Source organism: Dorea longicatena (assembly GCF_024168045.1).
GTDB lineage: Bacteria > Bacillota > Clostridia > Lachnospirales > Lachnospiraceae > Dorea_A.
The window spans coordinates 379653-406166 of sequence record NZ_CP100126.1; the positions used below are offsets into that span (position 1 = coordinate 379653).

Here is a 26514-nt window from a genome sequence, read left to right on the forward strand (position 1 = left end):
TAACATGAATGCAGAAAGGATTCAATCATTTGAATGCAGGATTGGACGATATTCGTAGCTCGGTATAAAATCCTTCTTATCATATAACGTATCATAATATTGGAAGATACGATCCATTACTTTTGGAATCTGTGTCTCATCCGGTTCATACAGAATGAGCAGATACTGCATGGAACTGTAGCGGGTACAGATATCTACCTTACGGATTTTTTCATGAATGGCCTGTTCCATACATGAAAGGGCATATTCTCTGTTTTCCGTATATGTGACAGAGCCGGGTGCGGTGTCGATTGAGACCATTATAAGGAAACAGTGATGTTTATAGCGCTCATTGAGATGGTTCATGTATTCATATATTTTTGCAAATTCCCGGTAATCAAGGTTCAGGGCACCATTGTAACGGCCGCTTTCGCTCAGAGCATGGGCAATTAATCCTAGGTCTTTGCCGGTTACTTCGTCTTCGGAAAAATCCAGTTCCATCTGCTGATAGAAGAAAAATCCCTGCTTTCCGTTTTGTTTTACATGATAGAGTGCTTTATCGGCTTTGGAGTAGCAATCTTCAAAAGGTTCGCCCTTTGTACTCAGATATAATCCTGCGGAGATAGAAGCATATTGGATCTCAGGGTCTTTTGAGGTGGCATGTTCGAATTTTTCAAAAAGATCTTGAATGAATGCTGTCACCTGTTCCTTGTCTGTTTCAGGAATGAAGAGCAGGAACTCATCACCACCGAGACGGCATACGACAGAATTCTGTGAGGACTCCGTAAGAAGCGTACCAAGAACTTTCAATGCTCTGTCACCTGCTTTATGTCCATGGATATCATTGATCTTTTTCAGATTGTCCATATCTATGAAGATGAGGCATCCGCTATATTGCTGCATGAATTGTGCAGTGAGCTTTTCACCTCTGCTCCGCATCGGAAGTCCGGTGAGGAAGTCAAAGCTTTCACTGTCTTCCTGCGTCTGTAGTGTAGACATGACATTTGAAACGAAATTTTCAATCTCATTTTCAATAAATGGAAGTTCAGGATCATCCTCCGAGAATTCACAGTGTTCACAGATATGGACTCTGTCATCGCAAAGCAGATTCAGGAAGATGTCTGTAAGCTCCGGATCAAACTGAGTGCTTCTGTTATTCTCAATTTCTTTAAAGATCTTTTCCGGCGGAAGTGCATTCCGGTAGATTCTCTTGGAATTCATGGCATCGTAACAGTCGGCAATAGCCACGATGCGGGCGGAAAGAGGGATATTCTCTCCGGCAAGTCCGTCCGGATAACCTGTTCCATCATAATGTTCATGATGTGAACGGGCAACTTCGGCAACATGAGGAATCAGAGAAATGTTCTTTAGAATTTCGGCACCGATAACAGTGTGTTCTTTGATAACGGAATATTCTTCCGGTGTAAGGCAGGCAGGCTTGTTCAAAAGCATATCCGGGATACCGATTTTACCGATGTCATGTAAGTGTGCGGCATATTTCAGATTCATGATCTCTTCGGAATCCCATCCCAGTTCATTGGCGATCAGAGCGGCATATTCAGCAACGCGGTGAGAGTGCCCACGGGCATATTCATCCTTTGCTTCAATCGTAGTAGAAAGAGTCTGGATCATCTGAAGGGATACTTTCTCCATCTGACGTTTCCGTTTGGCCAGTTCTTTTTTCTGACGCTGGAGTTCTATCATATGTATATTTTCTGCGGTGCGAAGCACATTTAAAGAGAAAAGAATCATCATGCCGATTCCGACAAATATACCGGAGAGAGATACAACAAAATAAGTAGAGATCCCTTCGATCATGACAGAGATTGTAGCAGCAAGCAGTCCGGAGAATGCAAGCAGATTCCGGTGCTTTTTATCTCTCTTTAGATCCAGTGCAAATGTGAACAGTACTACAAATACAGTAAGAAGGAGGATGGTATGAGACACAAAAAGCGTCTCGATATAATCAGCAATTCCTGTAAGATGCAGAATGGTACTGATGATGAAATTAAAAATTGCAAGCCATCCTATCGGAAGATAGAGCTTGCGGTATTTTCTATGCTGTACCTGATCGGCATAAAAGAGTACCGGAAGAGGGGAGAGCATGAGAATAATAAAGCACAGAGTGGCAAGTGCGGAGGAGTGCGGAACCAGAAGCTGGCGAAATTTTGATTCGCCGAGCATCCAGATCGATCCCATAAGCATGCACCATCCAAGATATTCCATGTCGAATTTGGTATGATAGATAAGTCCGAGCATGATACTGAAGATAATGGTTATCACACTTGCAAACAACAGGAAAAATGCAATGATTGTTTCCATGCCGTATTGTGTGAACAGGAATTCCCATATATCGATCTTATCACCGCAATATACCGTATTGACAACACCGGAGTATTGTTTGGTATTGGTGCGTAATTCGATACGCAGTTCTTTACCGGCATCTGCATCAGATGTCTTACAGAAAACATAACGGCTCGCAGAATTTTTGCCTGCAAGTCTGGTATCTTTGGTGTCGTATTCGGAACGAAGTTTCCCATTAATATAAAAGCGTACACTCTGTAAAGAAGAACGGACAGCTAAGGTATTACTGTCGTAATCTTCCGGTAACGTAGAGGTGATTACCATAGTATCTTCCGGTGATACGGAATATCGTCCGGGAACGGTAATTTTTTCGGAACTGCCGTCGGATTTCTGCCAGGTGAACGAACCATGATAAACTGGCATACCGGACACTTCGTTTATGTCTCTTTCGTTGGTCCCGAATGCCTGAAGGATAAGAAACCAGACGAGTATGCCGGACATAAGAAGATAAAACAAATATCGTATTTTTGTATTTTGTATGTATAGTTCTTTTGTCATGTCAGTCCTCCTGGAAGTACGATGTGATTACAGTTCAAAAAAGTCTTTGATCTGATTCAGAATAATGTCCATCAGCCGTATGCGCGCCTCAATGCCAGCCCATGCGATATGTGGTGTAATTAACAATTTGCGGCTGTCTTTGATCTGAAAAAGTGGATTCTGCTCACTCATCGGCTCCTGGCATAAGACATCCAGACCGGCGGCAGCAATCTCATCTGTTATCAAAGCATCATATAAGTCCTGCTCTACAACGATCGGTCCACGTCCGAGATTCAAAAAGATGCAGGATTTTTTCATCTTTGCAAATGCATCTTTATCTAGAAGATTTTCAGTATATTCATTCAGGGGAGCATGGACAGAGATGATATCTGAAGTAGTAAGCAGTGTATCAAGATCAACCTGAGTGTATCCGTTCTGGGCAGGTTGTCCGGAAGCAGAATAATAGATTACATGAGCGCCAAATGCCTCTGCGATCTGGGCAACACGGCGTCCGATAGCACCAAGCCCGATGATGCCCCATGTCTTGCCGTTAAGTTCTGAAAAATGTTCGGAAAAATGAGTAAAACAGGTGTCATTGATATAATTTCCATTTTTTACATAATCGTCATAATAACGCAGCTTTTCAAGAAGATAGAAAAGCATGGCAAATGTATGCTGGGTTACTGTTTCGGTGGAATATCCGGCAACATTGCGCCAGGCAATGCCGCGGGAAGCCAGATAGTCTTTATCCAGATTATTGGTTCCGGTAGCAGTAACACAGACAAGCTTCAGATGCGCTGCGGTATGGATTGTCTGTTCGTTAACAGGAACTTTATTGATAATCAGAACGTCTGCGTCCTTGACCCGTTCAGGTGCTTCTTCCGGTGTGGTAAAGTCGTATCTGGTGACCTCCCCAAGTGCGTCGAATCCGGAAAGGTCAATATCATCACCGATTGTTTTTGCGTCTAAAAATACAATTTTCATAATAGGTTCATCCTTTCATAATGAAATCACTGCTTTACCGGATACAGATATATACCATATAGGCAGCATATAAGATAAGCATGATGATTCCTTCCTTGCGGTTGAGTTCTTTTGAAGTCCATGCAAAGATCAGAGTTATCACACTGATCACAATCAGGACAGCAATGTCGATCATGTTATCCCAGGCGAAAGCCACCGGACTGATTGCTGCGGCAACACCGAGTACAAGAAGAATGTTAAAGATATTGGAACCAATGACATTTCCGAGCGCCATATCGACTTCATCTTTTCTGGCGGCAACAATGGAAGTGACAAGTTCCGGAAGGCTTGTACCCATGGCAATAATAGTAAGTCCGATCAATGTCTGGCTGAGTCCCAGGCGGACTGCAATCGCAGAGGCTCCATCGACGACAAAATCACCGCCGTACTTGATCGCGATCATACCTCCAAGAATGAAAATGAGACATTTCCATGCCGGAAGGAGATTGATATGTGAGGTAACCTGTTCAATCTCTTCTTCAGAAAGAGAGATCCTTTCTTCTTGTATAGAAGAAATAGCATCAGGTGTTGTTGTACGGCGTGCTCTTTTGACTGAGCGGATCATCCAGAGCAGATATCCGGTAAATATTATAAGAAAGAGAATTCCATCGATTCGTCCGAGTGTCATACCCAGATATCCAAGCAGCAGTAAAAGTCCTGCACAGAAGATAGATAATGGGAATTCTTTCTGTAAAGTACTTTTCTGAACGGCAAGCGGAACAAATAAAGTACAGACACCGCATACTACCAGCAGATTAAAAATATTAGAGCCAACCGCATTGCTGATGGCAAGGGAATTATTGCCGGTCAGGGAAGCAGTTACACTGACTGCACATTCCGGAAGGCTGGTACCCATGGCTACGATGGTCATGCCGATAATCATGGAAGGGATCCGGAGCCGCTTTGCTACGGCAGAGCTGCCTTCTACAAAGAAGTCGGCACCTTTGATCAACAGGACAAATCCGACGATTAATATAATGAGTGATTTTAATAATTGCATGTGATTCTCCTTTTTTCCATCTTTAAATAGATATTAACAGCCGGCAAAGGCTGTCTCCTTGTAATTGTACCATAAAATCAAACAAAGAGGAAACAAGTGCCAGTGCCAATGTATATAAATTATTCTTTCCAAATGCATGGATTTACTGTATATTTATATGGAAAATAAAACAAGAAGGAGAAATACAAGTATGTTAAGTATGGTCATTGACAGCATCAGTTCATTCATGTACAGTAAATTGCTGGTCATTATGTTAATCGGAACTGGTGTGTATTTTACGATCCGGACGAAATTTCCGCAGGTGCGGCTGTTTCGCAGCGCCTGCAAAGCGGTAATGGAGAAACCGGATGATGAAGATGCAGTCTCTTCTTTTCAGGCACTGATGGTCTCCACTGCATCGAGAGTTGGAACAGGAAATATCGTAGGCGTATCGTCTGCAATCTGTATCGGGGGATTTGGAGCCGTATTCTGGATGTGGGTGATCGCAATTATTGGAAGCGCATCTGCGTTCGTGGAGAGTACATTGGCGCAGATTTATAAGAAAAAGGGTGAGGACGGAACATGTTACGGAGGACCGGCGTATTACATAGAGGCTGCACTTCGGTGCAGACCGCTGGCAATTGCATTCTGTATTGCCATGATCGCGACATATGCATTTGGATTTAATATGCTGGCATCTTATAACCTGCAGTCTACATTTGCAGGATTTTCTTTTTATCATGCAGATGTGACACCGTGGATCATCGGAGGGATTCTGGCAGTTCTGACAGGATGGTGTCTGCTGGGCGGCGGTTCACGTATTGTAAAAGTAACTTCGATGCTGGTACCGGTTATGGGTGTGGCATATATTGTGGTGGCTTTGATCGTGGTTGTGATCAATATCAGATATATTCCAGATGTGTTTGCAACGATTTTCAGGGAAGCATTTGACTTTCAGGCAATCTTTGGTGCATTTGCCGGATCTGCCATGATGCAGGGAATCCGCCGGGGATTATATTCAAATGAAGCGGGGATTGGTTCTGCACCAAATGCGGCTGCATCGGCAAATGTCACGCACCCGGTCAAGCAGGGACTGGTTCAGATGTTATCGGTGTTCATTGATACCTTATTATTATGTACGGCAACTGCTATGATGTGTATGTCATCCGGGGTAGCCCCGTCGGAAGCATTGCAAGGAGCGCCCTGGGTACAGGCTGCATTGCAGGAATCACTCGGAACGTTTGGCCCTGTATTTATTGCGGTGTCTATGGTATTATTTGCATTTACAACACTGCTCGGCAATTGCTTTTACTGCGATAATCTGCTGACATATATTCATAAAAGTCAGCCCGGACGGCATTTCATGATGGCATTCCGTGTGGTATGTGCGCTTGTTGTATTCATGGGAGCCGGAATGGAGATGTCCATGCTCTGGAATATCTCAGATGTGTTAATGGGAGTGATGGCGATCATTAATATTCCGGTGATCATCCTCTTATCAAATACGGCACTGAAAGCACTCGATGATTATGAAAAACAGCTGAAAAAGGGTATGAATCCGGTATTTAAGAGTACGGATATCGGAATGAAAGAGAAACTGGATTGCTGGAAGTAGAGGAGGTGACAGCTATGTATTATGTAGCGGACGGAACAAAGGAATGCGGATATTACGAATGTAAGAAATGCGGGAATCGTTTTCTGTCCCTGCAGACGATGAAACGGATCCCGTGTCCGGACTGCGAGCAGGAGATCGATTACGAGATCGGCCCGGATGAATCGCTGGAAGATGTGCTGGATACGGCAGAACTTCTGCAGAAGATCGAAGGCACAGAAGAAGTTGCGAAGATGGATGCGCTTCTGAGCTTGGCGATTACCGGCGGGGATTGTAATTGGATTTAATTGGGATTTAATTTATTAACGCAGTTGGCCTCTCGATCCTTGAAGAAAACAGTATAAAATGGTTCTGGTTCAGGTTCCATACTCTAAGAAAAACTAAGAGAGCCAGAATCTCCTAAAAGCAAAGGAACTACGCTCAAACTCGGCGTTTGCCTCAAACACGTTCGCTTCGTTCCTTTAACGGAGATTCTGACTCTCTAACTTTTCCTAAGAGTATTCCACATTCACCAGAACCACTTTATACTGTTTTCTTCAAGTCGTGACTGGCTGCGGATGTTAAGAAATGAAATACCCGGAAGTGTAACCCGGTGGAGGCCACTACGGTTACGCATTTGTCATTTAGTACCATAAAAGTGTAGTTGTTAGAGAGTAATTAACTCTAACATCTACACTTATTTTATTATAATAAGGGAAGTAGTTGGTATGACATATTGCCATTAGGATTTTCACATCCGTGAATGAAACCGTCAGCCATCCCCTTATTATAAACATTCATTTAAGCAGGTTGAAACTCGCAGGAGCTTTCGCGTAACGAACTAAACTGAATCATAATAAGTGTAGATGGGATAAACAACTGCAATTCTATAAAAAGAAAAGGAGTATATTATGATCAGCGTAGGAATTGATGTATCAAAAGGGAAAAGTACAGTATGTATTTTGAAACCATATGGAGAGATTGTTAGTAAGCCTTTCAATATTACCCATACCCAAAAGGATTTAAGCGAATTATCTTCCATGCTTTTCAGACTAAATGATGAAGTCAAAATCGTTATGGAAGCAACCGGAATTTATCATCTTCCAGTTCTTACATATTTACAGGAAAAAGGATTTTTTGTTTCTGTAATTAATCCGTATCTTATGAAAAGTTATCGTAACGAAAGTCTGCGAAAAGCCAAAACCGACAAGATTGATTCCCGTATCATTGCTAATTATGGAATTGATCATTGGTTTAAAATGAAAGAATTTCAAACTTCTGGAGAGATTTATGAAGAGTTGAAGTTGCTTGGACAGCAATATCGGCATTATATGAAGCTTCATCTTTTATCTCTCGCTGAATTGACCCATCTTTTAGATTTGACCATGCCTGGAATAAAGAATCTTCTTGCAAGTTGGAATGAAACAAATCGGAAAGATAAAAGAAGTGATTTTGTGGAACGTTTTTGGCATTATGATGTAATAACATCTATGTCTGAACAGGAATTTACTGAAGAGTATATACTTTGGGCAAAAGAAAAGAAATACGTCCCAAGCCAGGAAAAAGCCAAAGTTATATACACCCTGGCTCAGGAAAGTATTCCCACATTACCTTCAGAAACCTCATCGATCAAAATGCTGGTGACTGAAGCAGTTCGGGTGCTCAAGGAAGTTGATGCAACCCTTGGTCTAATTTTATCACGGATGCAGGAAATAGCCAAAACTTTGCCAGAATATTCGGTTGTAAGAGAAATGGGTGGAGTGGGAAATACATTAGCCCCAAAGTTAATTGCAGAAATAGGAGATGTTCGCAGATTTCGCAACGGGAAGGCATTGGTTGCATTCGCAGGAATTGATCCACCACCGTATGAATCTGGTCAATTTGTAGGTTGTAATAGGAAAATCTCGAAACGTGGTTCAGCATCATTGCGCAAAGTAGGATACGAAACAATGAGAAGTTTAAAAATGCATTCCAGACCAGAAGATCCGGTTTACCGATATGTTGTAAAAAAGGAATCAGAAGGTAAAAGTAAAAAATCAGCAAAGATAGCCGGATTAAATAAGTTTTTACGCATTTATTATGCTCGAGTAACCGAACTATATAAAAATATATAATCTTATATAAAATAAATAATTTTTTAGACTGCCAATCAGACAGTCTATTTGTGGTACGCAAATATATTTTGTGACAGAAAATAAAAAAGATAAAAATAATTATTGACTTTTCTTAGCAGGTTTCATTCGTAAGGCATTTGACACACACGCCCTTTTTGTATACCTGTAGATTCTATCTACTACTGAATTAACTCTTCCGCATGTTTAAGCGCGGCTGATATATTTGGACAGAAATTCTCACGTCCAACCAAATCTACGAATCCGGATTTTTTCATAACATTCAGAGGCTGTTTATTTACATGCGAGAATACCAGCGTAATTCCTTTATTTTCACATACCTTTGTAAGATTGAATAATGCGTTCATAGCAGTACTGTCAATTGCAGGAACACTTCGCATACGAAGAACCAGACAGCGTGTAAAGTCTTTGACAACAATGTGTTCGATTGCATCTGCAGCGCCGAAGAATAATGGTCCGGTGATTTCGTAGACACGGATCTGCAATGGCAGTTCCTTCAGTTGTGCATCAACATCCGGGGTGTCATCATCTACATAGACCCAGCTGTCTACATGAGTTTCTTCGCTCATACGTTTGATGAAGAGGAGACATGCAAGTACCATACCGATCTCAATCGCAACCACCAGATCAAACAGGATGGTCAGAAGGAATGTGGTGAACAATACAATGATGTCGCTCTTCGGAGCGGTGCGCACCAGATGGGTGAATGTACGCCACTGGCACATATTATAGGCAACGATGAACAGGATCGCTGCAATAGTCGGCATCGGGATCATTCCGGCAAATGGCATCAGGACAACAAGTACGATGACCAGTGTGACGGAGTGGACTATTCCGGCAACGGGTGTACGTCCGCCGTTTTTGATATTGGCAGCAGTTCTTGCAATTGCACCTGTGGCAGGGATTCCTCCAAATAAAGCAGAAGCAATATTACCTGCACCCTGTGCAACCAGTTCCATGTCGGAACGGTGTTTCCCGTTGATCATTCCGTCTGCAACAACGCAGGAAAGAAGTGATTCGATGGCAGCAAGTACTGCAATGGTAAATGCATTTGGAATCGCATTCTGGACAATCTGTACATTAACCTCCGGCAGATGGAATGAAGGAAGGGAATTGCTGATCGTGTAAAGATTCCCAATCGTGGAGACCTTAAGCGGCAGGAATTGTACCATCAGGCTTCCGACAATAACGGCGATCAGCGATCCCGGAATTCTCTTTAAGAGCATCGGTGAGATGATCAGGATCGCGAGACTTACGATTCCGACGATTAAGGCATCTGTGTTTATCGTAGAGATATTTTCTGCAAATGCTTTGAATTTTTCGGTCGTTTCGATTGGTTTTACGCCGTCGGGATAAGTTATGCCGAAGAAATCTTTCAATTGCCCGATCACGATCGTAACTGCAATTCCTGAAGTGAAGCCCGTTGTGATCGTATATGGAATGAATTTGATCAGGCTTCCAAAATGGCAGAGTCCCATCAGGATCAGAAAGATACCTGCAAGGATGGTTGAAATCACAAGTCCGTCCAACCCGTCTTTTGCAACGATACCTGCAACGATAGTTGCAAATGCAGCAGTAGGTCCGGCAATCTGGACACTGCTTCCGCCAAGTGCAGAGATGACAAATCCTGCAACAATCGCAGTGAAGATTCCGGCTTCCGGTCCGACACCAGATGCAAGTGCAAGTGCTATGGACAGCGGAAGTGCAATGATTGCGACAATGATTCCTGCGGTCACATCTTTTACAAACTGGGAACGGTCGTAAGATTTCAGTGAAGTCAGTAACATTGGTTTTAATGAGTTCATGTGTTGATTTTACCCTCTCTCTCTTTTTTATTCCTCTAATCTATAAAAACAACAATTCAGTATAACATAGGAAGTAATTTGCAAAAACCGGGAACTGAGATGTTTATATTTATGTACAATTCCGGAAAAGTAAAATCTCCGGAAACATTATGTTAGATTAAGGAAAAGTATCGGGGAAAAGCTTGAAATTCATATTCTGAGCGTTTATAATATGTTGCGGGCAGTTATATGCCGCACAAAATAGTTAGAAAATAAATAATAAAATTCAAAGAAAAAGGCAGGTGAACAGAATGGACGGTTGCGATAGTCATGGGCGAAGTAGCAGCATAGGATGGGAACAAAAAAGTTTATTAAGCAACAGTCGGTTCTGTTGGATGTAAGTATCACTGCGATATACATTATATATTTCTTTTATTTCTTATCCTATTTCCCAATGAGTATGACAAGTGAATAGTAGCAGTCGTTGATGGAGGATATGATCGTTACATATCCTGCAGTGTATTTGTGGTGAAGAAAACCGGGCAATCTGTGCCACGGTTATATTTCACGTGAGGAAAAAAGGGTAGGAGGCAAAGGTATGGAAAATAAAGATTACACAGTTGAAATACTGGAAATCATCAGAAGCAATACATCACCGGGGATTATGAGAAGCAGACTGGAAGATTATCATGCGAATGACCTTGCTGAAGTATTTCCGCAGCTGAAGATCTCCGAAAGAAGAAAAATCTGTAGAATTCTGGATCTGGACATGCTTTCAGATATCTTTGAGCATATTGATGAACAGGCAGCAGCCGAATATCTGGATGAGATGGATATCAAGAAAGCAGCAGCAATCCTGTCTGCGATGGAGACAGATGCTGTAGTAGATGTTCTGCAGATGATGCCAAAGGAGAAGAAGAATCTTCTGATAGAATTAATGGATGACGATGCCAGAAAGGATATGGCAATCATCGCTTCCTTTGATGAGGAGGAGATCGGAAGCAGAATGACGACGAACTGTATCATGATCCGTGAGAATCTGACGGTGAAGCAGGCAATGAGCAGTCTGGTTGATCAGGCGGCAAAGAATGATAACATTTCTACGTTATTTATGGTAACGGAAGATAATACATTTTACGGAGCAATGGATCTGAAAGATCTGATCATTGCGAGAAGAGAATCCCCGCTGGAGGATCTGATCGCAACATCGTATCCATATGTATATGGTAATGAGCTGATCGATGACTGTATTGAGAGACTGAAAGATTATTCCGAGGATTCGATCCCGGTACTGGATAATGACAACAAGCTCCTCGGAGTCATCACATCCCAGAGCATGGTAGATCTGGTCGATGACGAGATGGGTGAAGACTATGCGAAGTTCGCCGGTCTGACCGCAGAGGAAGATTTGAAGGAGCCGTTAAAGGAGAGTATCAAGAAGAGACTTCCATGGCTGCTGGTATTATTAGGTCTTGGAATGATCGTTTCATCTGTAGTTGGTCTGTTTGAAGAAGTGGTAAGCCAGCTTACGATTATCATGTGCTTCCAGTCACTGATCCTGGATATGGCAGGTAACGTAGGTACCCAGTCACTGGCTGTAACAATCCGTGTACTGATGGATGAGTCTCTGACCGGAAAGCAGAAGGCAGAACTGGTATTTAAGGAAATGAAGATTGCATTCTCGAATGGTTCGATCCTGGGAATTCTGTCGTTTGCACTGATCGGGCTATATATTGCATTATTCAAAGGAAAGACGTTTGTATTCGCATATGCGGTATCCGGATGTATCGGAGTCTCACTGCTGCTGGCAATGGTAATCTCGGGAGCGGTCGGAACATTGATCCCGCTGTTCTTCAAGAAGATCCATGTAGATCCGGCGGTAGCGTCCGGACCACTTATCACAACGGTCAATGACCTTGTAGCGGTTATATCATATTATGGACTGAGCTGGATCTTCCTGATCAATATGATGCATCTGGTCGGATAAATATGGAAGAAATATGGAAGAAGTCATATATCAGATTATAATGGCATGAATCTGATATATGACTTTTTGTATATGTATTTATGGATATAGAGAGACATGATAAGTAATGTGATATATAAAAAATATCATTTTAACAAATAAGTTATATCTATATATAATAAAAACAGAAGTTTTTTGAAAATATTCAATAAAAGGAAAACAGGAGGAATTACTTATGAACATCGGAGTAACAGAAATCAGCCCAAGAGCGGTGCAGAGAGCAGCAGAGAAGAATTTTAAAAGCGGGTATTATTGTTGTGAGGCATTGATGTGCACCATCCGTGATGAATTTAAACTGGATGTACCAAAAGAAGTCATTGCAATGTCATCCGGTATGGCTGTCGGAGCAGGCAAATCGGGATGTGTCTGTGGCGCATTCAACGGAGGTCTGCTTGCACTTGGAATGTTCTTCGGAAGAACAGAGCAGGACGGGCCAACCAATCCAAAGAGCGTAAAATGTATGGAACTGGTTCACGAACTGCATGACTGGTTCAAGAAAGCTAATGGGAAGAATGCAATCTGCTGCAGAGTTCTGACAAAAGAATTCAACATGGGACAGGGTGAGCACAAAGAACAATGTATCTTTTTCACAGGACTGTGTGCATGGAAAGTAGCACAGATTGTCTGTCGTGAACTGGGAATCAAGAATCTGGACGAAATTGATGAACCGGCAGAACGTCGTGCAATTGCAGATATCTAGAATACATAGATACAGACTAGAAAGGAAGACAAGATATTATGAAAGATGTAATCAAAAAAGTACCGGTTCCAATCTGCGGAGTCATGCTTGGAGCGGCAGCATTAGGTAACCTGCTTCAGAGCTATTCCGAAGGAATCCGTTATGTGTGTGGAGTGTTCGCAGCATTTCTGCTGATCCTGGCACTTCTGAAGCTAATTATGTTTCCGGGAGCTGTGAAGGAAGATATGAAGAATCCGATCATGGCAAGCGTATTAGGAACATTTCCGATGGCACTTATGATCTTAAGTACCTATGTAAAACCATTCATCGGACAGGCGGCTTATTATATCTGGCTGTTTGCGATCGCATTACATATCGTGCTGATCATTTATTTTACGGTGAAATTTGTATTCAAATTGCAGATGCCAAAGGTATTCGCAAGTTATTATATCGTATATGTTGGAATTGTCGTTGCATCAGTCACGGCACCTGCTTATGAGAAACTTGCAATCGGAAGTGCAGCATTCTGGTTTGGATTTGTGACACTGATCCTGTTACTGATCCTGGTTACATACCGCTATGTGACGGTGAAAGAAGTACCGGATCCAGCAAAACCACTGATCTGTATCTATGCGGCACCGACAAGCCTCTGTATCGCAGGATATGTACAGTCTGTCATGCCGAAATCTTACGGATTTCTGATGGGAATGTTTGTAGTTGCAACGGTGATCTATATCTTTGCACTTGTAAAAGCAATCGGCTATTTGAAGATGCCATTCTTTCCAAGCTATGCGGCATTCACCTTCCCATTTGTCATCAGTGCGATCGCTTCAAAACAGACGATGGCATGTGCAATGAATATGGGACATCCGATGCCGTTCCTGAAATATGTGGTATTGATCGAGACGATTATTGCGGTTGTTCTGGTTGTGTATACTTATATCCGATTTATGGGATTTATCTTTGGTGGAAAGAAATAAATAAAATAATAAAAAATAATAAAGAGTGGCTGCTTGTTGTAGGGCAGCCGCTTTTTGTGTTCTTGCATAGCCTTGAAAAAAAGGTTATACTTTATGATATGTTTTTTTGTTTGACATGACAGTTAATAATAAGATGTATATGGAAGCATCGCTAAACCGGAATTAGGGAATTGCAATTTGCAGGAAAGAAAATATTCGAGGTAGCAGGGTGAAATGGTAAAGATAGATCTGATCACAGGATTCTTAGGATCCGGAAAGACAACATTTATAAAAAAATATGCAAAATATCTGATAGATCAGGGAGAAAATATCGGAATACTGGAAAATGATTACGGTGCAGTCAACGTAGATATGATGCTGTTAAAAGATCTGGAAGGCGAGAACTGTGAACTGGAGATGATTGCCGGAGGATGTGATGCGGAATGCCACAGAAGACGTTTCCGCACAAAACTGATTGCAATGGGAATGTGCGGCTATGACCGTGTGATCGTAGAGCCGTCGGGCATCTATGATGTGGATGAATTCTTTGATGTGTTAAGGGATGATCCGATCGACAGATGGTATGAGATAGGGAATGTGATCACAGTCGTTGACGCAAAACTGGAGGAGGGACTGTCGGATGAAGCAGACTATCTGCTTGCATCCGAAGCTGCGAATGCAGGATGCATCGTACTCAGCAGAAGCCAGGAAGCGTCGGAGAAAGAGATTGAAAATACAGTCTCACACCTGAATGCTGCAATGGAGAAAGTACAGTGTAAAAGAAGATTTAAGGATGAGATTGTGGTAAAAGACTGGACGGCATTTGATGAGGCAGATTATGAGACATTTTTATCCTGTGGATATGTACCGGAGAATTACCGGAAGATGCATATCGAAGAGGGAGAGACATTTAAATCCCTGTATTTTATGAATCTGGATAAGACGACAGACGAGATCATAGAAGCAGCAAAGAACATTCTGGAGGATAAAGAATGTGGACGAGTATTCCGTGTCAAAGGATTCTTGAAAGATGAAGCTGGCGAGTGGCTGGAATTAAATGCCACACATCAGGAGATGAGAATTTGTCCAATTCCGGAAGGACAGGAAGTTGTGATCGTGATCGGAGAAGAACTGAATGAGGAGAGGATACAGCAGTATTTTTGATCTCCGACAGACTTCCATTGGGTGAGATCAATGAAGTATTCAAAATCCGTGGCAAAAATGGTAAAATGATGATATTCCCAAACGAGTAAAATATGACAATCAAAAGGAGGAAGAACAACATGAAAAATTACGCAACAGGAATCCAGCACATCGGAATTCCAACAAAGGACATGGAAGCAACAAAAGCATTTTTTGCAAAACTTGGTTTTGAACCGGCATTTGAGACGGTGAATGAGGGTGCAAAAGTAGCATTCTTAAAATTAGAAAACCTGGTGATCGAGACATATGAATCAGATGAGGCAACGATGAAAGCCGGAGCCATTGATCATGTCGCAATTGATGTAAAAGATATCGAAGAGACATACAAAGAAGTCTGTGCAATGGATCTGAATACGACAAATGACGAGATTCATTTCCTGCCATTCTGGGACAATGGAGTAAAATTTTTTACGATTAAAGGACCTAATGAAGAGAAGGTAGAGTTTAGTCAGTTTCTGTAAATGTCATTGAGAAAAATTGTGCACTGTGATATAGTAAACGCAGTTGAACAAAAGAGTTGAGATAGGAGAGCGGATACAAGTAATCAAACGATTGCTTTTAGTCGCGCTCCTTTTTTTGAAAAATAATACAAAATGTAATAGAATAAATTGAAAATATAAAAGTTTGACAAAAGGATGAGAGATGGAAAAATGGATCAGATATTTTATGATGCAGTCGGGAGTAATCCGATCATTGCGGCTGTGAAAAGTATGGAAGATATAGAAAAATGTTGTGCAATAGAAGAGATACAGGTGATTTTTATATTATTTGGAGATGTCTGTTCGATAGACAGGATTGTAAAACGGGTGAAAGATGCCGGAAAGGTTGCGATGGTACATGTAGATCTGATCAGCGGACTCAGCCCGAAAGAAATTTCGGTAGAATATCTGCAAGAACATACAGAAGCAGATGGAATCATATCAACAAAGCCGTCACTGATCAAGAAAGCGAAAGAACTTGGAATGTATACGGTTCTCAGATATTTTCTGCTGGACTCCATGGCATTTGAAAATATCAGACAGCAACAACATATGGTGAGACCGGATTTTATAGAAGTACTTCCGGGTGTAATGCCAAGAGTGATCAAACGGATCTGTGGTTCAGTGAAGACACCGATCATAGCAGGAGGATTGATCACAGATAAAGAAGATGTGATGGCTGCATTATCAGCCGGAGCAATTGCAGTGTCATCAACCAATCATCAAGTATGGAAGATGTAATAACTGTATAAGAGAAAACAGAGTATTTAATTGCTTGAGGGAGCAATTTAAATAGAACGCATGCGAAAAAGTAACAAGTAAAATGAAGCGAAAATCAGGAGGAAATGAATATGGCAAAATATGTAATGGCATTGGATGCAGGAACTACCAGTAACAGGTGTATTCTGTTTAATGAGAAAGGTGAGATGTGCAGTGTGGCACAGAGAGAATTCACACAGTATTTCCCAAAACCGGGCTGGGTAGAGCATGATGCAGATGAGATCTGGGCAAGTATGCTTGGTGTTGCGGTAGAAGCAATGAATATGATCAATGCAGAGGCAGAAGATATTGCAGCGATCGGTATCACAAATCAGCGTGAAACAACAATCGTCTGGGATAAAGAAACAGGAGAACCGGTGCATCATGCGATCGTATGGCAGTGTCGCAGAACATCAGAATATTGTGATTCCTTAAAAGAAAAAGGATTAACAGATAAATTCCGTGAAAAAACCGGACTGGTCATCGATGCATATTTCTCGGGAACAAAGGTAAAATGGATCCTTGATAATGTGCCGGGAGCAAGAGAAAGAGCAGAAAGAGGAGAATTATTATTTGGAACCGTTGAGACATGGCTGATCTGGAAACTGACGAAAGGTGCAGCACATGTGACAGACTATTCGAATGCATCACGTACGATGTTATTTAACATTAATACACTGGAATGGGATGATGAGATTCTGGAAGAACTGGATATTCCAAAATGTATGTTACCGGAACCAAAACCATCAAGCTGCATCTACGGAGAGGCAGATCCGTCTTATCTCGGAGGTCCGATCCCAATCGCAGGAGCAGCAGGAGATCAGCAGTCAGCTTTATTCGGCCAGACATGTTTCAATGCCGGAGAAGCAAAGAATACATACGGAACAGGATGTTTCCTTCTGATGAATACAGGAGAAAAGCCGGTATTTTCTAAAAATGGTCTGGTTACGACCGTTGCATGGGGATTAGACGGCAAAGTAAATTATGCGCTGGAAGGTTCGATCTTTGTAGCAGGAGCAGCGATCCAGTGGTTGAGAGATGAACTTCGTATTATTGATTCTGCACCGGATTCTGAATATATGGCAAAGAAAGTTAAAGATACGAATGGATGTTATGTAGTACCTGCATTTACAGGACTTGGAGCACCACACTGGGATCAGTATGCAAGAGGAACCATTGTAGGAATTACACGTGGAGTGAACAAATATCACATTATCCGCGCAACACTGGAATCACTGGCATATCAGGTAAATGATGTTCTTGTTGCAATGAAAGCAGATTCCGGAATCGATCTTGCTGCACTGAAGGTTGACGGCGGCGCAAGTGCCAACGATTTCCTGATGCAGACACAGGCGAATATCATTAACGCACCGGTAAACCGTCCGCAGTGTGTAGAGACAACGGCAATGGGAGCTGCTTATCTTGCAGGTCTTGCAGTCGGATACTGGGAAAGCAAAGAAGATGTGATCAAGAACTGGGCAATTGATCAGACATTCGAGCCTAAGATTGATGACGAGCAGAGAAGCAAGATGATCAAAGGCTGGAACAAAGCTGTAAAATATGCTTACGGCTGGGCAAAAGAAGATTAAAAACTGAATAAAGACAGGTAATAGGAGCTGTTGCAGCGGTATTGCTTTTTGGTGCTATTCCGTGGTAAAATGACAAAGAAAATAGAACAAGAGGCGTGAGAGAAGAGAGCCTGACAGGATAACCGCATATTCGTGATGCGTTTACTTGTCAGGCTTTTTTTCAAAAAATCATACAGATATTAGATAAGGAGAGATAAAAATATGTATGATGTGATAATAATTGGAAGCGGAGTCTCAGGCTCGGCAGCAGCAAGGGAGTTGTCCCGTTATAAAGCAAAGGTATGTGTATTAGAAAAAGAAGAAGATGTCTGCTGTGGAACGTCAAAAGCCAACAGTGGAATTGTACATGCAGGATATGATGCAAAAGAAGGATCATTGATGGCAAAGTTAAATGTCCGCGGAAATGCAATGATGGAACAGTTATCGAAAGAACTGGATTTCCCATTTCAGAGAGTTGGTTCGCTGGTGATTTGTCTGAGAGAAGAAGATATGGATAAATTGCAGGCATTATACGACAGAGGAGTGGCAAATGGCGTGCCGGGACTTCAGATCCTGAACAGAGAAGAAGTGCTCGAGATGGAGCCGAATATTGTAGATAATGTATATGCAGCACTTTATGCACCATCAGCCGGAATCGTATGTCCATTTGGATTGAATATTGCGATGGCAGAAAATGCCTGTGAAAATGGTGTGGAATTCAAATTTGATACAAAAGTACAGAGATTGGGAAAAAAGGATGATATCTGGGAAATTCACACGAATCAGGGTGTATTCAAGACGAAATATGTGGTGAATGCGGCCGGTGTTTATGCAGACAAATTCCACAATATGGTCAGTGAAAAGAAGATACATATCACACCGAGAAGAGGTGATTATTGTCTGTTGGATAAAACAGCAGGCGCACATGTGAGCAAGACAATATTTGCTCTGCCAAATGAATTCGGAAAAGGAATTCTGGTTACACCGACTGCACACGGCAATCTCCTTCTTGGACCGACAGCGATCGATATAGAAGAAAAAGAAGGAACGAATACGACAAGAGAAGGATTGGATCAGGTACTTACAAAAGCAGGACAGAATGTAAAAGATATACCGATGCGTCAGGTAATTACTTCATTTGCAGGACTTCGTGCACATGAAGAAGGACATGAATTTATCATAGAAGAAGTAGAAAATGCGAAAGGATTTATTGACTGTGCAGGAATTGAATCTCCGGGACTTACCAGTAGTCCGGCAATCGGTGAGATGGTTGCGGGAATTTTGAAAGAAAAGCTTCATTTGGAAGAAAAAGAAAATTTCATTGCAACAAGAAAAGGAATCCTGGATCCAAACACTCTGACTAAAGAAGAAAGAGTGACATTGATCAAAGAGAAACCGGCATACGGTAATATTATCTGCCGATGTGAGATGATCACAGAAGGTGAGATTATCGATGCAATCCATAGACCACTTGGAGCAAAGTCATTAGACGGCGTAAAGCGCAGAACCAGAGCAGGTATGGGGCGGTGCCAGGCCGGTTTCTGTTCCCCTAGAACGATGGAGATACTGGCAAGAGAATTGGATATTCCGATGTCAGAGATCACAAAATCCGGCGGAAAATCCCAAATTATCACAGGAACGAATAAGGATCAGCTGTAATAGAAAAAGGAAGATAGATTATGAAAACATACGATATAGTAATTATTGGCGGAGGCCCGGCAGGACTTGCGGCGGCCGTATCAGCAAGAGAAAATGGAATTCAGGATATTCTGATCCTGGAAAGAGATAAAGAACTGGGTGGAATTCTGAATCAGTGTATTCATAATGGTTTCGGTCTTCATACATTTAAAGAGGAACTAACAGGACCGGAATATGCCGGAAGATTCATCAAACAGGTAATGGATCTTGGAATCGAATACAAATTACATACGATGGTTATGGACATCAGCTCAGATAAAATTGTAACAGCGATGAACCGGGAAGAAGGATTATTTGAAATACAGGCAGGTGCAGTCATCCTGGCTATGGGATGCCGTGAGCGTTCCAGAGGTGCATTGAACATTCCGGGGTATCGTCCGGCAGGCATTTATTCAGCAGGAACAGCGCAGCGGCTGGTCAATATGGAAGGGTATATGCCGGGAAGAGAAGTTGTAATCTTAGGCTCTGGCGATATCGGGCTGATCATGGCAAGACGTATGACACTGGAAGGTGCAAAGGTCAAAGTTGTAGCAGAACTGATGCCGTATTCCGGTGGTTTAAAGCGTAATATTGTACAGTGCCTGAATGACTATGATATTCCTTTGAAATTAAGCCACACGGTTGTAGATATCAAAGGAAAAGAAAGAGTTGAAGGAATCACACTGGCAGAAGTGGACGGTAAAGGAAAGCCGATTCCGGGAACAGAAGAAGAATACACTTGTGATACGTTATTACTTTCCTGCGGACTGATTCCGGAAAATGAGATATCCAGAGGTATGGGCGTAGATATGAATCCTGTGACATCCGGACCGAAAGTCAATGAAAGCCTGGAGACTAATATCGAAGGTGTATTTGCATGTGGAAATGTACTGCATGTACATGACCTGGTGGATTTTGTGTCGGAAGAAGCGAAGACTGCGGGAAGAAATGCAGCAGAATATGTGAAGAACTTACAGGCAGATACCGACGATAGAGATAAGCATAGTAGGGAAGAGGCAGCGGAGATTGTATTGAATCCGGTAGAAGGTGTGCGTTATACAGTTCCAAGTACCATTAATCCGGTTCATATGGATGAGAATCTTACGGTGCGCTTCCGTGTGGGCGGTGTATACAAGAACTGTTATGTAAGTGTATATTTTGATGAAGAACGTGTGATACATAAGAAACGTCCGGTTGTTGCACCGGGAGAGATGGAGCAGATTAAACTTACGAAAGAACAGCTTATGAAGTATCCGGGTCTGAAGACAATTACAGTAAAGATAGAGGAGGCGTAGAGGATGGGAACAGTAACAACGAGAGAACTGACATGTATCGGCTGTCCGATGGGTTGCCCTCTGATCGTGACAATGGAAGCCGGCGAAGTGATCAGTGTAACAGGAAATACCTGCAAACGAGGAGACGTATATGCAAGAAAAGAAGTGACCAATCCGACCAGAATCGTAACTTCTACGGTAAGAGTATCCGGCGGTGATGCGGATATGGTATCGGTGAAGACAAAGGAGGATATTCCGAAAGGAAAAATCTTTGAATGTGTGAAAGCACTGAAGAGTGTGGAAGTTCCGGCACCGGTACATATCGGAGATGTACTGGTGAAGGATGTGGCCGGTACCGGTGTGGATATTGTGGCGACGAAAAATGTAGAATCTATATAAAATTTACAACCGCTACAAAATACATAATGGATATGAAATATACAAAATATGTGAAAATTTGCTATAATGGGTTCAGATTTAAAAAGATAAAAATGGAGAGATGATCGTGGAACCATATTATTATAGCAAGATGAACAAAGTACAGCAGGCAGCCTATCATGCAATTCGGCAGGGACTGCTTGAAATCTCAGATTCAATACAGATTCCAGGAATGGAGGCGGAGGAACTTTATAATGTATTCTTCCGCCTGCGTCTGGATCATCCGGAAATCTTCTGGGCAACCGGGTATAAGTACAAGTATTATCCGGATTCGCCCAATTTCATTTTTATCCCGGAATATTTATTTGATAAAAACAAAATAAAGGAACATCAGAAAGCACTGAAGTCCAGAGTAGAAAAGCTTGCAAGACCGGTAAAAGATAAATCCGAATGGGAAAAGGAAAAATATGTACATGATTTCATCTGTGCAAATGTACACTATGATAAATTAAAAAAGTCATATTCCCATGAGATCATCGGACCGCTCGGACAGGGTGTCGGGGTCTGTGAAGGGATTGCAAAAACAGTGAAAGTGCTGTGCGACGCATTCGGGATCTGGTGTATGATCGCAGTCTGCGGTAACAATCCGGAGAAAGGGATCAAATACCGTCATACTTGGAACATTGTGAGAATTGGTGGAAATTATTATCATCTGGATGCGACATTTGATAATACACTCGGAAATGACAAAAAAGAAATCCGCTACGACTATTTCAACCTGGATGATAAAAGCATTTTCAGAGATCATGAGCCGCTGATCGCTCCGGCACCAAAGTGCGAAGATGGGGACCGTTTCTATTATAAAGAGAAGAAACTGTCGTTTACAAAGACAGAAGATGTATATAGAAGAGCATTACAGACCGCAAAAAAAGGAAGAGTATTTACGTTTCACTGGCGGGGCGGTTATCTGACGAAAGCTGTTTTGGAAGAACTTCTGGAGCTGATTCAGAAAGCCGGAAAAGAAAAGCAGAAGAATGCAAGGATCAGTTTGAACTGGCCACAGGCGGTATTGCGATTTGATTATGTAGAAGATCATGGGGAAGTGGAACCGGAAGTTGTGGTTGAAGAGGCAAATGAAGGAGAGAAAGAATAGTGGATGCATTTGTAATGTTGCAAGAGCTTCTGGAACAGGAACAGTTTGAGCTGATTTTTCCGGAGCGATCAATTTCAGGGTAACCGGATATCCGACTGGTATATCTGATGAATGATGCGGTGGAAAGCTTTCTTGTATTTCACAATGCCAGAATGACAGGGGAATACAGACCGGACTATGAAGGAGAGATATCGGCATCGATGAGTTTTGAAGATATGGAGTACATTCCTGTGGTCCATCAGGGAGATTCAGTCGTCACGATATTTTTCGAAGATCTGTTGACAGATGTCCATCTGTATGATTATGGGGAGATCGGACATTTCTGGATGAAGGATTATGAATATCTGCGGCAGCTGGAATACCGTCTGGCAATCATGAGAGACAAGTATGATTATCTGGGAGGGGAATACTGTACACCAGAGGAACGAAAGCTTGCGATGCTGGTGGATTTTCCGCCGCTTAATTACTGCTGTTATCCTGCAGTGCCGGAACAATACAGCAATTGCAAAAGGAAGGAAAAGATTCTGTTATTTTAAGAGAAGAACCATTCGAGATTGCAAAAGACAGTATCGGTTATCAGATTCATCTGATGATCTGGGAGAAGGGAATCTTAAACAGGAAAGTGAAAATAGAGAGTTATTCGCTGGAAAAGAATAAAGAATAGCAGATGCTTGTCCGCATGCCAGTATTAAAAATGGGCATCCACACCGGATGCCCAAAAGGAAAAAAGTTATGAAAAAGAAAAATGATATATATAAACTCGGTTGTTAGCTTTTATTAAATAACCGAAGGATTTTTTAGGCGAAGCCAGATCAGATAAAAGTTGCTTCATATTTCTGATACCTGAGTGACTTCTTTGTTGTTGATAATTATATAATACATGGCAAATGTTTCTAATTTGTGTTATAAGGCTAAAGAAAATATGAAAAATCTTAAGATAATCTGTAGGAAATCTAAAGTGAGCAATAAGACTTCCGATAGAAGAGGTTGAGAAGGTGTTAGCACAGTAAAAGCCAAAAAATTATCCCTGTGTAACTGCTGCTCTCTGCTGAGTTTATTCAGCTTTCTGATAGATCAGGCGGCTATCACCGCTTTTCAATGTAGTATGCCCACAGCATGTGAAGCCTAATTTGGCGAGCAGATGCTGCATCGGGATATTATCATCGTGTGTATCAATCTTAATATTTGGAAACTGTTCATAAGCCCAGTTCAGGCAGAAGGTGGCAATGCCTTTCGTGTCCGGTGCTGTGGCAACTCTGTGAACAACGGCGTAAGGGCAGGAATTCAACCAGGAACCGTCAATGTTCAGATAATCGGGATCTTCTTCCGGATGAAAATAGAATACACCGCCAATCCGTTCCCGGTCATTTGCCCGGATGATACAGACATGTAAGCAGCCGGAACGGATGTCCTGTGTAGTCAGTTCTAACGGAGGATAGTTGTCCTTCCACTGGTCAGGGTTTCCATGTTCTTTCATATATTCCCGGGCATAGGCATAGATTGCAAGGATATCCGGGAGGTCATTCATTGTCGCTTTTCTGATCTGCATAAAAATCTCCTTTATATATAAAGCGTTCGTTTATTTTCGTAATTGTGGGAATATCTCGATACTCCGTTCCAGAATTCCCTTCATGTATGCAATCGCAGTGCCGTAATTTGTGATCGGGATATCTGCATCATCGGCACATTTCAGGCGGTATTTCATCTCACGCTCGTTCAGCATACATCCACCACAATGGATGATCATCTTATAGCGAGTCAGATCCAGAGGAAATTCGGTTCCGCTGGTAAATTCAAAGGACACGTCTTTTCCGGTATATTCGCATACCCAGCGAGGCAGTTTGACAGTACCGATATCGTCACACTGACGATGGTGGGTGCAGCCTTCGCTGATCAGAATGGTATCTCCGTCTTCCAGTGTGTCTAATGCACGTGCGCCTCTGACAACTGTTTCCAGATTCCCCTTGTATCTTGCAAAAAGGATAGAAAATGAAGTTAAAAGGATATCAGAAGGTGTATCTTTGTCAACTTCTTTAAATGCCTGACTGTCGGTGATCACAAGCGCAGGTTTTTTGCCCAGTAAGTCCAGAGTGCTCTTAAGTTCCGTCTCTTTTACCACAATGGCAGTTGTACCGGCATCGAGAAGATCACGGATCGTCTGCTGTTGCGGAAGAATCAGTCTTCCCTTTGGTGCCGCCGAGTCGATCGGAACCACCAGCACGACAAAATCCCCGGGTTTTACAAGATCACGCACAATGAATCTGGAAGAATCCTCAGAAGGAACCAGAGATCCGAGCCGTTCCTTCAGTTCATGAATATGAAGATGTTCTGTGGTATTGGTCCACAGAATATTTTCCAGAGGAATCTTATATTTCAGGTGTGTGGATACGATCATTTCCTGGTGTACATGTTCGGATACCAGATCAGCTTTATTGAGGACGAGCAGGAGAGGGATTTTTTTATCCTGTATACGTGTAAGAATTGCATTGTCCTGTGGGGTGATTCCGGTGGTTCCATCAACTACAAGTACAGCAATATCTGTCTTGTTCAAGACCTGATAGGCTTTCTGGATACGAAGTTTTCCGAGTTCTCCTGTGTCATCGAGACCTGGAGTGTCAATCATGACAACCGGACCAAGCGGAAGTAGTTCCATGGCTTTGAACACCGGATCGGTCGTGGTTCCGCGTACATCGGATACGATTGCCAGATTCTGTCCGGTAAGTGCATTGATCAGGCTTGATTTTCCGGCATTACGTCTGCCAAAGATTCCGATATGTGTACGTTCTGAAGAGGGTGTGCTGTTTAAACTCATGATGTATTCCTCGCTTTCTGACAGCTATGTGTAAAGCTGACCATATAAAAATGTTAAAACTGTATAAATCTGCGGTATTGTTTCAATGATTAAATATTCAGGGAATCTCCACGGTCTGTTACAACCTGATATCCAACGGATTTCATCCGCATTTCTAGACAATGTCTGCACTGGGCGGATTCATCTCCGGTACAGATTTTATTATCATATAGAAGATAATCTTTCCGGACTTCCGTCGGTGAGAGATTTGGCATTACGACATTGGCTCCGGCAAGGATTCCGAGTTCACGTCCTTTCGGATGGATGGTTCCAAGTGCAGTTGTGGCCGGAAGCAGAACCTTTGGAATCATCAGACGAATCAGACCAAGCATATATAAGGTAAGCTCCAGTGTTCCCGCAGCTTCTCCGGCAAATGGGGTATCATGGTGTGGGATGAACGGACCGATTCCAATCATGTGTGGATTCAGTTCTTTCATGAAAAGCATATCTTCTGCCAGATATTCCGGTGTCTGATAAGGCGATCCCACCATGAATCCGCAGCCGACCTGATAACCGATGTCCTTTAAGTTACGCAGACACTGCTGTCTGTGTCCGGGACTAAGATTTGATGGATGAAGCTGTCTGTAATGTTCGTGATTATAAGTTTCATGACGCAGAAGATAACGGTCGGCGCCTGCATCGAAGTAAGCCTGGTAACTTTCTTTTGATTTTTCACCGATGGAGAGGGTGATGGCGCAGTCGGGATATTGCTCTTTGATCATCCGGATCAGATGGATGATGCGTTCATCTGTATAATATCCGTCTTCTCCACCCTGCAAGACAAAGGTACGGAAGCCAAGGTCATATCCTTCTTTACAACAATTCAGGATGTCTTCTTCTGACAGACGATACCGGTGTGCGTTTCCATTGCTTTTCCGTATGCCGCAGTAGAGACAGTCATTTTTACAATAGTTGGTAAATTCGATCAGTCCGCGCACGTAGATGTCGTGTCCGTAATAGCGGTGGCGCTCTTTGCGTGCCAGGGAAAAGAGATATTCGGAAAGTTCCGGAGTGCGTCCCTCGATCAGTGAGATCCATTCTTCTTTGGTAAGTGTATGTTCCTTGTGTAATTTATCAATGAAACTTTTTTGATTTTGGTTATCTGTATTCATTTATAGTTGTCCTTTAATTGCTGGTTGTTGATAATCATCTCCATATAGTATATCATACTAATTAATA

22 protein-coding genes and 1 pseudogene are annotated in these 26514 nt (G+C 42.3%); 16 read left to right on the forward strand and 7 right to left on the reverse strand.

The features are described from left to right. Window positions 1-21: 21 nt before the first annotated feature. From NKF87_RS01860 to NKF87_RS01870, 3 genes are read right to left on the reverse strand one after another with little or no spacing between them, the layout of a single operon-like run. Entirely contained in the window at window positions 22-2841 is a 2820-nt protein-coding gene (locus NKF87_RS01860; RefSeq protein WP_117598283.1) for an HD domain-containing phosphohydrolase, read from the reverse strand. Between the two features lie 27 nt (window positions 2842-2868). Beyond that, on the reverse strand, window positions 2869-3804 hold the full coding sequence (locus NKF87_RS01865) for a D-2-hydroxyacid dehydrogenase (protein ID WP_117598282.1): 936 nt from the start codon (window positions 3802-3804) through the stop codon (window positions 2869-2871). Window positions 3805-3838: 34 nt separating this feature from the next. Continuing rightward, a complete protein-coding gene (locus NKF87_RS01870; RefSeq protein ID WP_028086956.1) occupies window positions 3839-4843 on the reverse strand; it encodes a calcium/sodium antiporter in 1005 nt (334 codons plus the stop codon). Between the two features lie 190 nt (window positions 4844-5033). Here NKF87_RS01870 and NKF87_RS01875 point away from each other — a divergent pair, with 190 nt between their 5' ends. From NKF87_RS01875 to NKF87_RS01885, 3 genes are all read left to right on the forward strand, one after another. Continuing rightward, a complete protein-coding gene (locus NKF87_RS01875) occupies window positions 5034-6437 on the forward strand; it encodes an alanine/glycine:cation symporter family protein (RefSeq protein ID WP_117598281.1) in 1404 nt (467 codons plus the stop codon). Window positions 6438-6451: 14 nt separating this feature from the next. Continuing rightward, window positions 6452-6721, forward strand: coding sequence for a hypothetical protein (locus NKF87_RS01880; protein WP_118309112.1), 270 nt, complete (start codon window positions 6452-6454; stop codon window positions 6719-6721). A gap of 603 nt (window positions 6722-7324) precedes the next feature. Beyond that, window positions 7325-8527: an IS110 family transposase gene (locus NKF87_RS01885; RefSeq protein ID WP_253583866.1), complete on the forward strand. Its 1203-nt coding sequence runs from the start codon at window positions 7325-7327 to the stop codon at window positions 8525-8527. A 179-nt stretch (window positions 8528-8706) separates the two neighbouring features. Here the strand turns inward: NKF87_RS01885 and NKF87_RS01890 are convergent, their stop codons facing one another. Continuing rightward, entirely contained in the window at window positions 8707-10350 is a 1644-nt protein-coding gene (locus NKF87_RS01890; RefSeq protein ID WP_117598453.1) for a SulP family inorganic anion transporter, read from the reverse strand. Between the two features lie 577 nt (window positions 10351-10927). Here NKF87_RS01890 and mgtE point away from each other — a divergent pair. The 13 genes and pseudogenes from mgtE to NKF87_RS01955 all read left to right on the forward strand — a co-directional run bounded on the left by mgtE (window position 10928) and on the right by NKF87_RS01955 (window position 23148). Beyond that, on the forward strand, window positions 10928-12316 hold the full coding sequence (gene mgtE / locus NKF87_RS01895; protein ID WP_117598454.1) for a magnesium transporter: 1389 nt from the start codon (window positions 10928-10930) through the stop codon (window positions 12314-12316). Window positions 12317-12530: 214 nt separating this feature from the next. Further along, a complete protein-coding gene (locus NKF87_RS01900; protein ID WP_006426142.1) occupies window positions 12531-13055 on the forward strand; it encodes a C-GCAxxG-C-C family protein in 525 nt (174 codons plus the stop codon). Window positions 13056-13093: 38 nt separating this feature from the next. After that, window positions 13094-14014, forward strand: coding sequence for a TDT family transporter (locus tag NKF87_RS01905; protein WP_117598455.1), 921 nt, complete (start codon window positions 13094-13096; stop codon window positions 14012-14014). Between the two features lie 213 nt (window positions 14015-14227). Then, window positions 14228-15157 carry a GTP-binding protein gene (locus NKF87_RS01910; RefSeq protein WP_117598456.1) on the forward strand — a complete coding sequence of 310 codons (930 nt, stop codon included), beginning with the start codon at window positions 14228-14230 and terminating at the stop codon, window positions 15155-15157. Between the two features lie 119 nt (window positions 15158-15276). Continuing rightward, window positions 15277-15657: a VOC family protein gene (locus tag NKF87_RS01915; RefSeq protein WP_055214853.1), complete on the forward strand. Its 381-nt coding sequence runs from the start codon at window positions 15277-15279 to the stop codon at window positions 15655-15657. 189 nt (window positions 15658-15846) lie between these two features. Beyond that, window positions 15847-16416, forward strand: coding sequence for a glycerol-3-phosphate responsive antiterminator (locus tag NKF87_RS01920; protein WP_055214851.1), 570 nt, complete (start codon window positions 15847-15849; stop codon window positions 16414-16416). 110 nt (window positions 16417-16526) lie between these two features. Beyond that, complete coding sequence (gene glpK, locus NKF87_RS01925; protein WP_055282869.1) at window positions 16527-18023, forward strand: glycerol kinase GlpK; 1497 nt, start codon at window positions 16527-16529, stop codon at window positions 18021-18023. A gap of 201 nt (window positions 18024-18224) precedes the next feature. Beyond that, window positions 18225-19661, forward strand: coding sequence for an NAD(P)/FAD-dependent oxidoreductase (locus NKF87_RS01930; protein ID WP_253583868.1), 1437 nt, complete (start codon window positions 18225-18227; stop codon window positions 19659-19661). Window positions 19662-19681: 20 nt separating this feature from the next. Next, window positions 19682-20974, forward strand: a complete 1293-nt coding sequence (locus NKF87_RS01935; protein ID WP_118377722.1) for an NAD(P)/FAD-dependent oxidoreductase — start codon at window positions 19682-19684, stop codon at window positions 20972-20974. A 3-nt stretch (window positions 20975-20977) separates the two neighbouring features. Further along, on the forward strand, window positions 20978-21352 hold the full coding sequence (locus tag NKF87_RS01940) for a DUF1667 domain-containing protein (protein WP_055282875.1): 375 nt from the start codon (window positions 20978-20980) through the stop codon (window positions 21350-21352). 106 nt (window positions 21353-21458) lie between these two features. Next, window positions 21459-22484: a transglutaminase domain-containing protein gene (locus NKF87_RS01945; protein WP_253583870.1), complete on the forward strand. Its 1026-nt coding sequence runs from the start codon at window positions 21459-21461 to the stop codon at window positions 22482-22484. A 14-nt stretch (window positions 22485-22498) separates the two neighbouring features. Next, window positions 22499-22981, forward strand: a pseudogene (locus NKF87_RS01950) (DUF3878 family protein); the annotation flags it as partial. Between the two features lie 5 nt (window positions 22982-22986). Beyond that, window positions 22987-23148, forward strand: a complete 162-nt coding sequence (locus tag NKF87_RS01955; RefSeq protein ID WP_171029259.1) for a hypothetical protein — start codon at window positions 22987-22989, stop codon at window positions 23146-23148. A gap of 390 nt (window positions 23149-23538) precedes the next feature. On the opposite strand, the gene NKF87_RS01960 is transcribed toward NKF87_RS01955, so the two are convergent. The 3 genes from NKF87_RS01960 to hydE form a co-directional block, all read right to left on the reverse strand. Continuing rightward, window positions 23539-24033, reverse strand: coding sequence for a GNAT family N-acetyltransferase (locus NKF87_RS01960; RefSeq protein ID WP_055282880.1), 495 nt, complete (start codon window positions 24031-24033; stop codon window positions 23539-23541). 30 nt (window positions 24034-24063) lie between these two features. Continuing rightward, window positions 24064-25296, reverse strand: coding sequence for a [FeFe] hydrogenase H-cluster maturation GTPase HydF (gene hydF, locus NKF87_RS01965; RefSeq protein WP_253583873.1), 1233 nt, complete (start codon window positions 25294-25296; stop codon window positions 24064-24066). An 89-nt stretch (window positions 25297-25385) separates the two neighbouring features. After that, window positions 25386-26447 carry a [FeFe] hydrogenase H-cluster radical SAM maturase HydE gene (hydE, locus tag NKF87_RS01970; RefSeq protein ID WP_253583874.1) on the reverse strand — a complete coding sequence of 354 codons (1062 nt, stop codon included), beginning with the start codon at window positions 26445-26447 and terminating at the stop codon, window positions 25386-25388. Window positions 26448-26514 lie beyond the last annotated feature (67 nt).